This is a genomic window from Flavobacterium proteolyticum, from assembly GCF_015223105.1.
GTDB lineage: Bacteria > Bacteroidota > Bacteroidia > Flavobacteriales > Flavobacteriaceae > Flavobacterium > Flavobacterium proteolyticum.
Genome location: NZ_JADFTZ010000002.1, coordinates 206,072 through 221,816, shown reverse-complemented (window position 1 = coordinate 221,816; position 15,745 = coordinate 206,072). Strand labels below are relative to the sequence as shown.

Genomic DNA, 15,745 nt, shown 5'->3' with positions numbered 1-15,745 from the left:
ACCTGTCAGGTTTAAATAAAAAATATGAAATTAGTATTAATCACCGCTATAGCAGAATTTGAAAAAGAAGTCAAAAAAATGCTAAAAGAAGCAAAAGTAAAATCCTATTCGTACCGCGATGTAAAAGGTTTTAGAGATGCTTCAGAAGAAAGTGTAGAATCCAATTGGTTTGGTTCTGAAATGAATGAAACCGATTCGGTACTGTTTTACGCTTTCCTTTTACAACATAATTTAGATGCATTATTAGATACCATAAACGCATTTAATAAAAAACAAGAGTCCACATCAAAAGTTCATTTAGCCGTTTTTTCGGTAGAAAAATATAATTAAAATTAGAAATTATGATCAACAGAATAGTTAGAGCAGTAGCTGGAACCTTTATTATTTTAAGTGTTCTTTTAGGAATGTATGTAAACGAAAATTGGTATTGGTTTACTCTTTTTGTAGGAGCTAATTTGCTTCAATCATCCTTTACCAAATGGTGTTTAATGGAAGATATTTTGAGAAAAGTATTTAAGATTCAAGATTAAGATAGTAAGTCAGGTGAAAGCCTGACTTTTTATTAGAAAGTAAATCTTAAAAAGGCATTTGGTGTTCTTTCTAATGAAAAAGTATTTACCTGTTCCACAATATTTGTATTGTTGTTTATGCGATAATGTTGATTGATACTGGTTTTATTATTCAATATATTTTGAACTGAAAAACCAAAATTTAGTTTTGATTTTGTACCAATAGCAAATGCATAAGAACCTGAAAAATTAACTTGAAAATAGTCTTCTAAATTAGATGAATTTGGCGCTTGATAACCAACAGTTGGTGTTTCTGGGTCAGTGTAGATGGGGGTTGTGCTTATTGGTAAAGTTGTTGGTTTTCCTGTAAACCACTGAGCACCAATGGCTAGTTTAATGTTTTTAAAATCTGAAATAATAGCAGATTTTATGTGATGCTTAATTTCAAAATTATTAGGAAATGCTTTTGCATTCAATGTTTTAAATTCATAATTATTTTCTTGAAAAGTATAACTTACCCATGTTGTAATGGGTTTGAATTGTTTTTGAATTAAAAATTCTGTTCCATAAACCGTGAAATTTCCATTGGTTTTTACAAATTCATATTGGTTTTGAAAACCTTGACTCATACTAGTAATTCCATCTACTTTTTTATAGAAATTTTCTAAAGTTAGCAACCAATTGTTTTTATTGAAAGAGAATCCTAATGACGCTTGATTACTTTTCACAATTGGAATGTCTTCATTGTTAGATAAAGTCCATCTTCGTTTTTCGATACCTAAAAAATCTTGTTGTAAATCAACAATTTGTGATGTAGTTTGATGTTTGCTTTCACCCATAATTTCCAATTGGAAAAACGGAGTGAATTTATAATTTAACTGAATTCGCGGTTCAAAAATAAAAGTAGAGAATTCTTGAATATAGTTTTGTCTGAAACCAATTCGACCATTAAATTTAGTGTTAACTGAAAAATAGTTAAGTTCGGCAATTAGTGCATGATTTTTTAAAACTTCTTTGATTTTTCTAGAAAAAACAGGCGTATTTACAATATCCACATTTCGAACTCCAATTTCATTAAATTGATACCCATTCATAAAGGTAAAATTGTCAGATAAGATATGACTATTTTGTAATTTTATACCCGTATCTAAAATGGTGTTTTCTTGATTAAATATCTGATTATTTTCAATTGATTCATTTTCAGATTTAATATTGTAATAGGAGGCGTAAATTGATATTTCGCTTCTATTTTTTGCATTCCAATTTGTTTTTAACAATGCATTTGCTCCATAAGTTTGTTGTTCTAAGCAACTGTATTTTGAAGTTGTAATGCTATTTTCTGTTTTAGTTTGTAACACATCTAAAACATTACTAATACTTAGAATATCAATAAATAAATCGGTTTTTTGCTTTATTTTTTGATGGTATTGTGCTGTAAAATCGTAAAAATAGAAATCTTCTTTTGAGTTGTATTTAATGTTTTGATTGTCAAAGTAATTGGTTACAATAGTGTTTTGAAATATTTTATTGAAATAACTTTTATAAGTTGGCGAAGTGATTAAATCTGTATACGATCGTCTTCCGCTAATTTCAATATTTGATTTCTTAGAAGTTTTTACTTTCGTATAAAAATCAGCGTTAATTAGGTTAAAACCTACAGCTCCAGTTGTGTTTTCTATAGAATCTGTATGTGTTGAAATTAAGACCGAACTTGAAACTCCATCGCCATAAAATGCAGAAGTTCCGTTTTTAGCAATATTAATTTTGTGTGCTAAATTGGGATTTAAAGATGATATTAATCCGAAAAAATGCCCTGTTTGATATAATCTAATGCCGTTCCAAAGAAATAAATTTTGGTCGTGTGTTCCGCCTCTTACACTTGTGTTTGAAATGCTTTCATCGGTAGCATGAATTCCGGGAATTTGCTGCATAGTTTGAAATACATCGGGTTCTGTTAAACCGGGAAGAAGGCCAGTTTTTTTAGGTTTTACTTCGTAAGTGCCATCTCTTTTTTTACTGATTCCTTTGGTTAAATATAAGGTGGTTACAACAGGTTCTAAATCATTAATTATGCTTTTTAAGTAGATTGTTGGACAATTTTCTACATATAAAAATGAAGATTGTATGATTTCTGATTTATAATTCAAATGTGAAATTTCGATCGTATTCGCAGATTTTGTTTTAAGTTCAAAAAAACCAATTTCGTTTGTAATAGCATAAGAGTTTGTTCCAGAAACTAGAAGTGTTGCATTTTGTATGGGTTCTTTCGTTTCTTTATCCAAAAGATAACCACACAAAGGTTTGTCAAGTTTTTGATTGTTGATTACTGAGATGTATTTTTCAGAAATAAATTTAAATTTTAATTGTGTTTTTTCAGAAATATAGTTCAGTTTTTCTTGAAGAGTTAATGAATTCGAAGGAGGAATTAATTTAAAAAACGCAATTTCTTCTTCAATAAAATTAAAATTTACTTCGTGAGTTTTGCCAATGTTTTCTAATATTTTTTTCAATAAAATAGCCTTGCCATTGTCTTGTGCTCGAAGCGGTAAGACAATGACAAATAAGCTAATAATTATTAAAAAACGATTATAATTCATTTACTTTTTTACTAATTCAAAACTTGTTTCGTTTGATTTGTTTATTTGTAAATGATAGGTTGAGGCAATTATTTGTAAGGCTACATCTAAATTATTACTTGGAAGTTTTCCAGTGAATAATTGTTCTGTTGCTATAGTATTTGTTTTAATTGTAACGTTATAGGTGTTTTCAATATCAGTAATAATAGTTTTTAAGTTTTGATTTGTAAAACTCATTTCCATTTTATCAGATGCCCATTTTGGCATTGATAATGTTGTTTTTCCTTCTTTTTTAGAATCATTTTCAAAAGTAACTAACATGCCTTTTGTTAGGATAAGTTCGTGATTTTTGTAGTTTACTTTTACTTTTCCTTCGTAGCAAGTTACTTCAAAAGTATTGTCTTTTGAGTTTACATTGAATTGTGTCCCTAAAACGGTCACTTTTCCTAAATTCGTGTTGACTTCAAATGTTTTTCCTTTTGCCACTTTAAAATAAGCTTCACCTTTTAAGTCAATTGTTCTGTTGTTTTTCCAGAAGAAAGTTTTGTATTCTATAGACGAATTTTTATTAACTAATACTTCAGAATTATCAGGTAAATTTACAGTTTGTGTAAGGCTTGTACCATAATATTTTTCTTTAAAATTATTAACAATAAAAAAACTTAATCCCAAAGCAATAACTAACACAGCAGCAATCCGAGCGAACCAATTTTGTTGAAGTTTCACAACTTTTGTTGCTTTTTTAGTAGCAACAACGTTACTTAACATTTTATCTTGGTCAAATGCTGGAGTTTTTAAGCGTGCTGAATTTTCTTTGATTTTTTCATACAAAGTAAAGTCCGGATTTTGTTTAAATTCGGCTAATTCTTCAGCGGTTAATTCGTTATTAAGCCATTTGGCTAATTTGTAATCTTCGTCCATAATTTTCGTATTACAATAATGTAACAAGTATATTGTTTTTTACCCTACTTAAAATTTTCTATTTCTTTTTTTAGTTCCATCAAAGCTAAGTGAATACGTTTTTCAACAGCTTTTACACTAATGTTTAATTCAGAGGCAATTTCGGCATATTTTTTACCATCAATTCGATGCATTAAAAAAGCTATTCTTTGCGTTTCGTTTATATTATTAATAGCTTTTAATAGTTTAGATTCGAATTGTTCTTGTTCTAATATATGTTCTGGGTTTTCGTTGGTTCTATCGATTAAAGTATTGTTCTTTTCATAGGAAAGAATTACTTTATTATGTGCAATTGCATTTAAGGAATTGTTAGTTGCAATCGTATAAATATAAGATTTAGCTTTTTCAATTGGGACATCTTTACAATTCTGCCACAGTTTTATAAAAGCTTCTTGTGTGGCATCTTCAGCCTGTTCTGTATTGCCAAATTTGTAGTAAAGATAATTTCGTAATCCTTTTGCATGGCTTTTAAAAAAAGTTGAAAAAATATTTTCTTGGCAAATTGTATTATTTTCAGGCATCTTTGAATAAATTGCTAAAAATTAATTAAACCTTAGGAAGGGTTTTATAAAAATGAATTGTTATATAGTTGAAACAAATATAGTCATTTTTGATTTTAATTATTTTTTTTAAAAATTAGGTAGGGTAAAATTAATTTGAATTGTTTTACCAATATAAACCCAAAAAAAATTAATCATGAAACTAAAACATTTTTTAAATTTAAGCTTAGTAGGTTTGCTTTTAATGTCTTGTCAAAGTGAAGAAAATGAAGTAATTCAAGATGCAAATCAAAATTTAACGAATACTTCACCATTAACCACTTTGTTAACTAGAGTTACTCAAAATCCTACTTCTGGGGATAATGTGTTGGATAATTCAAGCTGTTTTAGCGTTGTATTGCCTGCCACAGTTATTGTAAATGGTCAAAATATTGTGGTTGCAACACAAGCCGATTATCAAACGGTTCAAGATGCTATTAATGCTTTTTCAAATGATGATGATATCGTGAATTTTGTTTACCCAATAACAATTCAATATCAAAATTTTTCAACTCAAGTGTTGCAAGATGCTAATGATTTAGACGATGTAATTGATGCTTGTGGTGAAGATGACGGTTTTGATGAAATAGATTGTATTAGTTTTAATTTTCCAATTGTAATTAATGTTTATAATGCTAATAACCAATTGGCGGATACAGTTACATTAAATAATAATACAGATTTATATAATTTTCTGGAAAATTTAGAAGACAACGAATATGTTGCTATTCAATATCCAATTTCTTTAGTAAACTCTAATGGACAAACTATCACAATTACGAATAACAATCAATTAGAAGATGTTATTGAAGATTCAATTGATGATTGTGATGATTCTCCATCGGGAGGAGGAAATGCTAATCTTTCTGCAATTTTAAGTAGTGGAACTTGGTACGTATCTTATTTCTTTGATGATACGGATGAAACTTCAGATTATGCAGGCTATAATTTTACATTTAATGTAAACGGAACTTCATTAGCAGTAAAAAACGCAATTTCATTAAACGGAACTTGGTCAAATTACATGGATAGTGGAGATGAAAAAGTAGCCTTTTCTTTTGATGGCATTACATTAGATGAATTAGAAGATGACTGGGAAGTAATTGAATTTACATCAACTCAAATTCGACTAAAAGATGTAAGTGGTGGTGACGGAACTACTGATTATTTATATCTAACAAAAAATTAATAATATTTTTAAAAACAAATACGAATAAATTTAAAATTGATACATTATGAAAAAACTAACCTTAATTCCGTTACTTTCTTTGATCTTTATGTTAAACGTAGCTTCCATGTGTAGCGACGATGATGATACTACTAACACAGCAGATCCTACTCCGGTTATCAATACCGTTAATCAAGGAACTTGGAGAATCACTTTGTATGAAGATTCAGGTGTTGATGAAACAACTAATTATTCAAATTACATATTTACATTTGGTGCTAACAATGTTTTAACGGCAGCTAATACGAATACTTATACAGGTTCTTGGTCAGTAACTAGCGATGATATTAATGATGATAGCCCAAGTGAGGATTTAGATTTTAATATTCTATTTACGTCACCTTCACCAGCAAGTTTTGTTGATGATTTATCTGACGATTGGGATATTGTTAGTTACACTGCTACAAAAATTGAATTAGTAGATGTTAGTGGAGGTAATGGTGGTACAGATTACTTAACATTTGAAAAAAATTAAGAATGTATTCTTTTTGTCCCAATAAAAAACCAGCTTTTTATAGCTGGTTTTTTATTTAAAACAAACCCATTTTCTCACTTTGCAACTTTATAACTTTATCTTATCTTTGCACTTCATTAAACAAAAACAGAATCATGTTTGATAATTTAAGCGATAAGTTAGATAAAGCGTTTCATATATTAAAAGGACACGGTAAAATTACCGATGTTAACGTTGCTGATACTCTTAAAGAAGTTCGTAGAGCTTTATTAGATGCCGACGTAAATTTTAAAATTGCTAAAGATTTTACCACAAGAGTAAAAGAAAAAGCAATAGGTGAAAACGTATTAACTACGTTACAACCTGGTCAGTTAATGATTAAAATCGTTAAAGACGAGTTAACTGAATTGATGGGTGGTGATGCTGCTGGAGTAAATCTTTCAGGTAATCCTTCTGTGATTTTAATGTCGGGTTTACAAGGTTCTGGTAAAACTACTTTTTCTGGAAAATTAGCGAACTTTCTAAAAACTAAAAAGAACAAAAAACCTTTATTGGTAGCTTGTGATATCTATCGTCCTGCGGCAATTAATCAGTTGCACGTAGTAGGTGGACAAATTGGGGTTGAAGTTTATTCAGAACCAGAAAATAAAAATCCTGTTGAAATTGCTCAAAACGCAATCAAACATGCAAAAGCAAATGGGTTTAATGTAGTCATCATCGATACCGCTGGTCGTTTGGCTGTGGATGAAGAAATGATGAACGAAATCGCTAATGTTCACAAAGCAATTCAACCACAAGAAACATTATTTGTTGTGGATGCGATGACAGGACAAGATGCAGTAAATACAGCAAAAGCATTCAACGATAGATTAAATTTCGACGGTGTTATCTTAACGAAGTTGGATGGTGATACTCGTGGTGGAGCTGCTATTTCGATTAAATCGGTAGTAAATAAACCAATTAAATTCATTGGTACAGGTGAAAAAATGGAAGCTATCGACGTGTTTTATCCAAATCGTATGGCGGATAGAATCTTGGGAATGGGAGACGTTGTTTCCTTAGTAGAAAGAGCACAAGAGCAATACGATGAAGAGGAAGCAAGAAAATTACAGAAGAAAATCGCTAAAAACGAATTTGGTTTTGATGATTTCTTAGCGCAAATCCAACAAATCAAGAAAATGGGGAACATGAAAGACCTTGTTGGAATGATTCCAGGTGCTGGAAAAGCGTTAAAAGATGTTGAAATTGAAGACGATGCGTTCAAACATATTGAAGCTATCATCCAATCGATGACACCAGCTGAAAGAAGTAAACCATCTTTAATTGATGTAAAACGTAAAACCAGAATTGCCAAAGGTTCGGGAACAAAAATTGAGCAAGTCAATCAATTGATGAAACAATTCGACCAAATGAGCAAAATGATGAAAATGATGCAAGGTGGCGCGGGTAAAAACCTGATGAAAGCCATGGGCGGAATGAAAGGCATGAGATAATAAGTAGAGACGCGATTCATCGCGTCTTTTTTATAGCATAAACACAACAAACAACACAACAAACAACACAACAAACAACACAACAAAATGCAATTATTAGACGGAAAAAAAGTATCGGAAGATATTAAAAATGAAATCGCTGCTGAGGTAGCTCAAATGAAAGCAAATGGTGAAAAAGTGCCTCACTTAGCTGCAATCATTGTGGGTAACGATGGAGCAAGTTTGACTTATGTAGGAAGTAAAGTAAAATCATGTGAGCGCGTAGGTTTTGAATCGACTTTGATTAAAATGCCAAGCACAACTTCTGAAACGGAACTTTTGAAAAAAATCAAAGAATTGAACGAAAACGATGATATTGACGGATTCATTGTTCAGTTGCCTTTGCCAAAACAAATCGATACACAAAAAATCATTGAAGCTATTGATCCAAGTAAAGATGTAGATGGTTTCCATCCTGAAAACTTTGGAAAAATGGCTTTAGATATGTCTACTTTTATTCCAGCTACACCTTTTGGAATTTTAGAATTATTAGAACGTTATAATGTACCAACCGATGGAAAACACACTGTGGTTATAGGAAGAAGCCACATCGTAGGTCGTCCTATGGGAATTTTAATGGGAAGAAAAGGATTCCCTGGGAATTCAACTGTAACGGTTACACACAGTCATTCTAAAAATATCAACCAAATTACTTCTCAAGCCGATATTATTATCTCAGCATTAGGAGTTCCAAATTTCCTAAAAGCAGAAATGGTAAAAGACGATGTAGTAGTGATCGATGTAGGAATCACAAGAGTAGAAGACGAAACTACTGAAAAAGGATACAGAATTGTAGGCGACGTAGATTTTGAAAATGTTTCTAAAAAAGCATCTTATATTACGCCAGTACCCGGTGGAGTTGGACCTATGACGATTGCAATGTTGTTGAAAAATACGTTGTTAGCAAGAGAACAGAAGAGGAATAGATAATAAACAAAAAAGCCATTTCAATCGAAATGGCTTTTCTTTTTTATCGCTTCTGATAATCCGATGTAAAAAATAATTCTACTGTTGGATATTTCTGTTGTGTCATTTGGATAGAGAAATCACTATCGGCTAAGAATACTAATTGCCCGTATTTATCATGACCTAAGAATTTTTGTTTCACACGTTTAAATTCGGCAAATTCTACATTTTTAGGATCTTGTGGTTTTACCCAACACGCTTTAAACGCTGGGAAATTTTCATATGTACATTTTGCACCATATTCATGCTCTAAGCGGTATTGAATTACTTCGTATTGAAGCGCTCCAACGGTTCCAATAACTTTTCTTCCGTTCATTTCTAAGGTAAACAACTGCGCAACACCTTCGTCCATTAACTGGTCAACTCCTTTTTCTAATTGTTTCGATTTTAATGGGTCAGCGTTATTGATATATCTAAAATGCTCTGGAGAGAAACTCGGAATTCCTTTGAAATTCATAATTTCGCCTTCGGTTAAGGTATCGCCAATTTTAAAGTTTCCTGTGTCATGTAATCCTACAATATCACCAGGATACGAAATATCAACAATCTCTTTTTTCTCCGCAAAAAACGCATTCGGACTCGAGAATTTTAAATTCTTTCCTAAACGAACATGTAAATACGGTTTGTTTTTTTCAAACGTTCCCGATACAATTTTAATGAATGCCAAACGGTCTCTGTGTTTTGGATCCATGTTCGCATGAATTTTAAATACAAATCCGCTTAATTTTTCTTCTTCAGGTCTTACTAATCTGGTATCGGATTCTTTTGGTCTAGGAGTTGGAGCAATTTCAACGAAACAATCTAATAGTTCGCGAACTCCAAAATTATTCAAAGCCGAACCAAAGAACACGGGTTGTAAATCGCCTTCTAAATATTCTTCTCTACTAAATAGAGGATAAACTTCATCAATTAATTCCAATTCTTCTCTTAGTCGATTTGCAGGTTTTTCTCCAATAATTTTCTCTAATTCTGGACTATTGATGTCGTTAAAAGCAATCGTTTCTTCAATGTTTTTGCGACTATCGCCTTCAAAAAGGTTGATGTTCTTTTCCCAAATGTTATAAATTCCTTGAAAATCGTATCCCATTCCAATTGGAAAACTCAATGGAGTAACGCGAAGTTTTAATTTTTTCTCCACTTCATCCATCAAATCGAAGGCATCTTTACCTTCACGGTCTAATTTGTTGATGAAAACAATCATTGGAATGTTTCGCATTCTACAAACTTCTACTAACTTTTCAGTTTGTTCCTCAACCCCTTTTGCTACGTCGATAACTACGATAACACTATCAACAGCAGTTAAAGTTCTAAACGTATCTTCTGCAAAGTCTTTGTGACCTGGCGTATCTAAGATGTTAATTTTTTTATCTTTATAATTGAAAGCTAAGACCGAAGTCGCTACCGAAATTCCTCTTTGTCTTTCAATCTCCATGAAATCGGAGGTAGCTCCCTTTTTAATTTTATTACTTTTTACAGCACCAGCTTCCTGAATAGCGCCTCCAAACAACAATAATTTCTCGGTTAAAGTCGTTTTACCAGCATCGGGATGCGAGATAATTCCAAAAGTTCGTCTTCTTGCTATTTCTTCTATAAAACTCATTATTCAAAATTTTGTGCAAAAGTAACTTTTTTTTGCAGAAATTTCTGTTAATAGTCGCTTATAAATGTTGTGGAATAGTCTCGAATTGTTATTTTTGTCGATTACAACTTAAAATGTATAAATTAATATGAAAATTAATCGCCTACTTATTTTTGGTTTTTTACTTGTTCAATCGTTTTTGTTTGCCCAAACGAAAGAAGTATTGTTTACGATTGATAATCATCCGTATTACACAGATGAATTTATTAGAGTTTATAATAAAAATTTAGATTTAGTTAAGGATGATTCTCAGAAAGATTTAGACAAATATTTGGATTTGTTTTTAGGATACAAATTAAAAGTTGAAAAAGCGAATAAAATAGGTTTGCAAAACGGAACTTCGTATCAAAACGAATTGAAATCATATAGAAATCAATTGTCTAAGAATTATGTAAACGATTCTAAAGTTACAAACGAATTGGTTCGCGAAGCTTATGATAGAATGCAACAAGAAGTTAGAGCGTCTCATATTTTAATTTTAGTTGACGAAGGCGCATCACCTCAAGATACTTTAAAAGCTTACAACAAAATTTTAGATATCAAAAAAAGATTAGATGCTGGAGAAGACTTCGTAACTGTTGCAAAACAAACATCTGAGGATCCATCGGTAAAAGAAAATAATGGTGATTTAGGTTATTTTTCGGCTTTTAGAATGGTGTATCCGTTTGAAAATGCTGCTTTTAAAACTAATGTTGGACAGGTTTCAAAACCATTCCGTACTCGTTTTGGATATCATATTGTAAAAGTAGTGGATAAAAGAGCAAATAGAGGAGAAGTTACTGTGGCTCACATTATGATTGTTAAGCCTAATGTTTCTGATGCTGCCCAACAGGAAAAAGCAAAAGCTACTATTGAAGATATTTATAAAAAAATTCAACAAGGTGAAAATTTTGAGAGTTTAGCTCAGCAATTTTCTGAAGATAAATCTTCTGCTCCAAAGGGTGGTGTTTTACAACGTTTTGGTTCAGGACAATTGAGTTCTGAAGAATTTGAAAATGTAGCTTTTAGTTTGGCTAAAAAAGATGATATATCAGCACCGTTTCAATCGCAATTTGGATGGCATATTATTAAATTGATTGAGAAACATCCGGTTCGTTCTTTTGACGATATGAAAGGGGAATTAGAAGATAAAATTAGAAAAGACGAGCGTTCTTTATTGATTACAAATTCATTAGCTAAAAAATTAAGAACAAAATATACTGTTGCTAAAGATGCTAAAGCATTGGCTCAAGTTAAAAAGTCAATTACGGATGAATTTTATTCTCAAACTTGGCAAGTACCAGCAAATACTAAAGAAGGAAATGTAACGGTTTTAACTATTGATAAAACAAAGAAAATAACTTCACCAACGTTCCTTAATTTTGTGTATTCGCAACAGAAAGCTAATATTAAAACAAAACCAATTGCTAAATTAACTGATGAGTTGTTCGAGAAATTTACAGACGAGCAGTTGATTAGTTATTACAATGAAAATTTAGAAAATGAATTTCCTGAGTTTAGATATGTGATGGATGAATATCGTGATGGTTTATTGTTATTCGATTTGATGGAAAAAGAAATTTGGAACAGAGCTAAATCCGATACAACAGGTTTAATGAATTTCCATAAAGCCAACATTCAAAACTATCAGTGGAAAAAAAGACATGATGTAGATATTTTATCATCAACTGATAAAGCTACAATTGAAAAAGCACAAAGTTTCCTTAAAAAAGGAAAATCTATCGATTATATCAAAGAGAAATTAAATAAAGATGGTAAGGTGAATATCATGGTTAAATCAGGTTTATATGAAGAAGATTATGATGTTTTATCGCAATATCCAAATGTTACAACTGGTGTAACTTCAGTGGTTTCAAAAGATAAATATTACTTTGCGGTTAAGGTAAAGAGTACAAAAGATGCGGGGCCGAAAGAATTTGCAGATTGTAAAGGAAAAGTAATTAGCGATTACCAACAATATTTGGAAAACAATTGGGTTGATGAATTGAAAAGGGAATTCCAAATCAAAGTAAATACTGATGTTTTTGCAAAAGTAAAACAGCAATTAGCAAAATAGTCATATGAGATTTTGGATAACAATATTTTTACTTAGCACTATGGTTGTTTCGTGCGATTATTTTAGAGCACCAAAGAAGCCTAAGGCCATTGCGCGTGTTGGTGAAAATTATTTATTTCAAGATGATATTATAGATTTAGTACCAAAAGGAACTTCAAAAAAAGATAGTATTGCTATTGTAAAATCTTTTATTGATAGATGGGCTACACAAAAATTATTATTTGAAGCAGCACAGCGTAATATTGGTAAAGATAAAGTCTCTGAGTTTAGTGCTTTAATAGATCAATATAAAGTTGATTTATATACAAAAGATTATATTGAGAGTTTAGTAATCAGACAAATAGATACAGTTGTTACTGAGGTTCAGATTGAAGCATATTATGCAAAAAATAAACAGTATTTTAAAAATTCTTCAGAGTTGGTAAAACTTCGATATATTAATTTAGTTAAAGAAAATCCAAAATTCGCAAAAATTAAATCAAAGTTTAGTTCCTTTACCAAAAAAGATAGAAAAGAGTTAGAACAGCTTGCGGTTCAATTCAAAAGTTATGCTTTTAATGATTCTATTTGGGTGGATATTAATCAGGTTTATGAGAAAATTCCGTTTATTAATTTAGAGAATAAGCAAAAATATATTTCAAGCGGAATGAATTTTCAATATCCAGATTCTACAACGGTTTGGTTGGTTAAAGTGAATAATGTTTTGCCAAAAGACAGTCCAACACCTTTAGAGTTTTTAAAGCCCACAATAAAACAAATTATCATTAATAATAGAAAATTAGATTTAATAAATACAATAGAAAAAGAGATTACGAATGACGCCATTAAAGACAACAAGTATGAAATTTATAAATAAAAAATTCCTTTTTTCCTTTTTAATTTTAGTATCAACCACAGTTTTTGCTCAGACAAAACGAGAAAAAGTGGATGGGGTAATAGGAGTTGTAGGAGATTATGTAGTATTAGATTCAGATATTGATTTAGAATTAATTCAATTAAGAGCACAAGGAATTGATACCAAAAATATTACACGTTGCGAATTATTTGGTAAACAATTAGAAGATAAATTATATGCACACCACGCTATTCAGGATAGTATTGTAGTTACAGATGCAGAAGTTAACAGCTACATGAATGAACAACTTGATGCTATGGTTGAGCAAGTTGGTTCACTTGAAAAAGTGGTTAAGTTTTATAAAAAGAAAAATTTAGATGAATTTAAATCTTATTTCTTTGAAATTATCAAAATGAACAAGCTAACTTCTCAGATGCAAAAGAAAATTGTAGATGATGTTACGATTACTCCTGAAGAAGTTAGAAATTTCTTTAAAGGAATTCCAACTGATGAAATTCCAACTTTTGGAGCGGAAATGGAAGTAGCTCAAATAGTAGTTAAACCAGTTATTACAGAAGAAGAAAAGAAAAGAATTGTTGATAAACTGAAAGAAATTCGTCAGGATGTATTAAATGGCTCTAGTTTTTTTAGTAAAGCTGTTTTGTTTTCAGAAGATCCAGGGTCAAGTTCAAATGGAGGGTTTTATAAAATTAATAGAAAAACAGGATTTGTTAAAGAATTCAAAGAAGTTGCGTTTAGCCTAGCTGAAGGAGAAATTTCTGAGCCATTTGAAACGGAATTTGGATATCATATTATCATGGTAGAAAAAATTAAAGGTCAAGAAGTAGAGTTACGACACATTTTAATGTCTCCTAAAGTTTCAACTCAAGCAATGAAGGATGCTAAAGCTAAAATTGAAGCTATTCGAACAAAAGTATTAAACAAAGAAATTACATTTGCTGATGCTGCTAAATCATCATCCGATGAAAAAGAAACCAAAAATAATGGTGGGGTATTATTAAATCCAAGAACCATGGAGCCTCGTTTTGAATTAACAAAAATGGATCCTGCATTGTATGCTCAGGTTTCTTCTTTAAAAGATGGTGATGTTTCGTTACCAATTTTAGATGAAGAAAAAGGTGGAGGTGCCAAATTTTATAAAATCATTACAGTAAACAATAGATCAGAAGAACATACTGCTGATTTTTCTAAAGATTATTTAAAAATTAAAGAATTAGCTCTTAGAGATAAGCAAATTAAAGTAATTGCTAAATGGAGTGAAGAAAAAATCAAAGAAACTTACATTAAGATTTCAGATGATTATAAAGATTGCAATTTTGCTAACAATTGGTTAAAAAAATAAATTGACTAACCCTTTGAGTTTTCAGAGGGTTTTTTATTATTTTAGAGGTTTAATAATTAAGATTAATTTTTCGAATTCTAAATTCTAAATTCAATATGTCAGACGTAGCAGCCATTCAGGAATTAGTTCAAAGACAAAAAGCATTAAAACAAGAAATTGCTAAAGTAATTGTAGGCCAAGATGAAGTAGTACATCAAATTGTAATGAGTATTTTTTCTGGAGGTCACGCTTTGCTTATTGGTGTTCCCGGATTAGCAAAAACTTTAATGGTAAATACCATTTCACAAGCTTTAGGATTGAATTTTAAAAGAATTCAGTTTACACCTGATTTAATGCCTTCCGATATTTTAGGAAGTGAAATTTTAGATGAAAATCGTCATTTTAAGTTTATTAAAGGACCAATTTTCTCTAATATTATCTTGGCAGATGAGATAAACAGAACGCCACCTAAAACACAAGCTGCTTTGTTAGAAGCTATGCAAGAACGCGCAGTAACAGTTGCGGGACATCATTATAAATTAGATTTGCCTTATTTTGTTTTGGCAACGCAAAATCCAATTGAGCAAGAAGGAACGTATCCCTTGCCAGAAGCGCAATTAGACCGTTTTATGTTTGCCGTAAAATTAGATTATCCAAGTTTTGAAGAAGAAGTGAATGTGGTTAAAGCAACAACATCCGATTTTAAACCTGTGGTAAATGCTTTATTTACAGCTCAAGAAATTATCGATTTTCAGAATGTAATTCGTAAGTTACCCGTAGCCGATAATGTAATCGAATACGCTGTTTCGTTAGTAAGCAAAACACGTCCCGATAATCCGTTATCAAATGAGTTTGTCAAGACTTATATTGATTGGGGTGCTGGTCCACGTGCTTCTCAAAACTTAATTTTAGCAGCCAAAACTAATGCTGCTTTCAATGGAAAATTTTCTCCAGATATTGAAGATGTAAAAGCAGTAGCTGTTGGGATACTTCGACACAGAATCGTTAAAAATTATAAAGCTGACGCCGAAGGAATTTCGGAAGATGATATTATTAAAAAGCTGTTTTAAACAGCTTTTTTTATTACTTTAGTGAATCAATTACAGTAA

The 15,745-nt window shown here is 30.9% G+C and carries 14 protein-coding genes; 10 read left to right on the top strand and 4 right to left on the bottom strand.

The window, feature by feature from the left end:
- The first annotated feature begins 24 nt into the window (after positions 1-24).
- Together IM755_RS06425 and IM755_RS06420 are read left to right on the top strand one after the other, a co-directional pair.
- A complete protein-coding gene (locus IM755_RS06425) occupies positions 25-330 on the top strand; it encodes a hypothetical protein (RefSeq protein WP_194094885.1) in 306 nt (101 codons plus the stop codon).
- 11 nt (positions 331-341) lie between these two features.
- Positions 342-530, top strand: a complete 189-nt coding sequence (locus tag IM755_RS06420; RefSeq protein ID WP_026724548.1) for a YgaP family membrane protein — start codon at positions 342-344, stop codon at positions 528-530.
- Between the two features lie 32 nt (positions 531-562).
- Here the strand turns inward: IM755_RS06420 and IM755_RS06415 are convergent, their stop codons facing one another.
- The 3 genes from IM755_RS06415 to IM755_RS06405 are packed head-to-tail and all read right to left on the bottom strand — an operon-like array spanning position 563 to position 4,566.
- On the bottom strand, positions 563-3,106 hold the full coding sequence (locus IM755_RS06415) for a TonB-dependent receptor (protein ID WP_194094883.1): 2,544 nt from the start codon (positions 3,104-3,106) through the stop codon (positions 563-565).
- On the bottom strand, positions 3,107-4,006 hold the full coding sequence (locus tag IM755_RS06410) for a FecR family protein (RefSeq protein WP_194094881.1): 900 nt from the start codon (positions 4,004-4,006) through the stop codon (positions 3,107-3,109).
- Between the two features lie 44 nt (positions 4,007-4,050).
- The gene (locus IM755_RS06405; protein WP_194094879.1) at positions 4,051-4,566 is read right to left on the bottom strand and encodes an RNA polymerase sigma factor; all 516 of its coding nucleotides are present in this window, start codon (positions 4,564-4,566) and stop codon (positions 4,051-4,053) included.
- A 175-nt stretch (positions 4,567-4,741) separates the two neighbouring features.
- On the opposite strand from IM755_RS06405, the gene IM755_RS06400 reads away from it, so the two are divergent.
- The 4 genes from IM755_RS06400 (at position 4,742) to IM755_RS06385 (ending at position 8,728) form a co-directional block, all read left to right on the top strand.
- The gene (locus IM755_RS06400) at positions 4,742-5,773 is read left to right on the top strand and encodes a hypothetical protein (protein ID WP_194094877.1); all 1,032 of its coding nucleotides are present in this window, start codon (positions 4,742-4,744) and stop codon (positions 5,771-5,773) included.
- 46 nt (positions 5,774-5,819) lie between these two features.
- On the top strand, positions 5,820-6,287 hold the full coding sequence (locus tag IM755_RS06395; RefSeq protein ID WP_194094875.1) for a hypothetical protein: 468 nt from the start codon (positions 5,820-5,822) through the stop codon (positions 6,285-6,287).
- Positions 6,288-6,421: 134 nt separating this feature from the next.
- Positions 6,422-7,759 (top strand): signal recognition particle protein, encoded by a 1,338-nt coding sequence (ffh, locus tag IM755_RS06390; protein WP_026724554.1) that lies wholly within the window; start codon positions 6,422-6,424, stop codon positions 7,757-7,759.
- Between the two features lie 87 nt (positions 7,760-7,846).
- Positions 7,847-8,728 carry a bifunctional 5,10-methylenetetrahydrofolate dehydrogenase/5,10-methenyltetrahydrofolate cyclohydrolase gene (locus tag IM755_RS06385; RefSeq protein WP_194094873.1) on the top strand — a complete coding sequence of 294 codons (882 nt, stop codon included), beginning with the start codon at positions 7,847-7,849 and terminating at the stop codon, positions 8,726-8,728.
- Between the two features lie 40 nt (positions 8,729-8,768).
- On the opposite strand, the gene IM755_RS06380 is transcribed toward IM755_RS06385, so the two are convergent.
- Complete coding sequence (locus IM755_RS06380; protein WP_194094871.1) at positions 8,769-10,364, bottom strand: peptide chain release factor 3; 1,596 nt, start codon at positions 10,362-10,364, stop codon at positions 8,769-8,771.
- A 127-nt stretch (positions 10,365-10,491) separates the two neighbouring features.
- Between IM755_RS06380 and IM755_RS06375 the strand changes: the two genes are divergently transcribed.
- From IM755_RS06375 to IM755_RS06360, 4 genes are all read left to right on the top strand, one after another.
- The gene (locus IM755_RS06375; RefSeq protein ID WP_194094868.1) at positions 10,492-12,459 is read left to right on the top strand and encodes a peptidylprolyl isomerase; all 1,968 of its coding nucleotides are present in this window, start codon (positions 10,492-10,494) and stop codon (positions 12,457-12,459) included.
- A gap of 4 nt (positions 12,460-12,463) precedes the next feature.
- Positions 12,464-13,315: a hypothetical protein gene (locus IM755_RS06370; RefSeq protein WP_194094867.1), complete on the top strand. Its 852-nt coding sequence runs from the start codon at positions 12,464-12,466 to the stop codon at positions 13,313-13,315.
- Positions 13,299-14,657 (top strand): peptidylprolyl isomerase, encoded by a 1,359-nt coding sequence (locus IM755_RS06365; protein WP_194094865.1) that lies wholly within the window; start codon positions 13,299-13,301, stop codon positions 14,655-14,657. The genes IM755_RS06370 and IM755_RS06365 overlap by 17 nt, the downstream gene beginning before the upstream one ends.
- Positions 14,658-14,752: 95 nt before the next feature.
- On the top strand, positions 14,753-15,706 hold the full coding sequence (locus IM755_RS06360) for an AAA family ATPase (protein ID WP_194094863.1): 954 nt from the start codon (positions 14,753-14,755) through the stop codon (positions 15,704-15,706).
- The last annotated feature ends 39 nt before the right edge of the window (positions 15,707-15,745 follow it).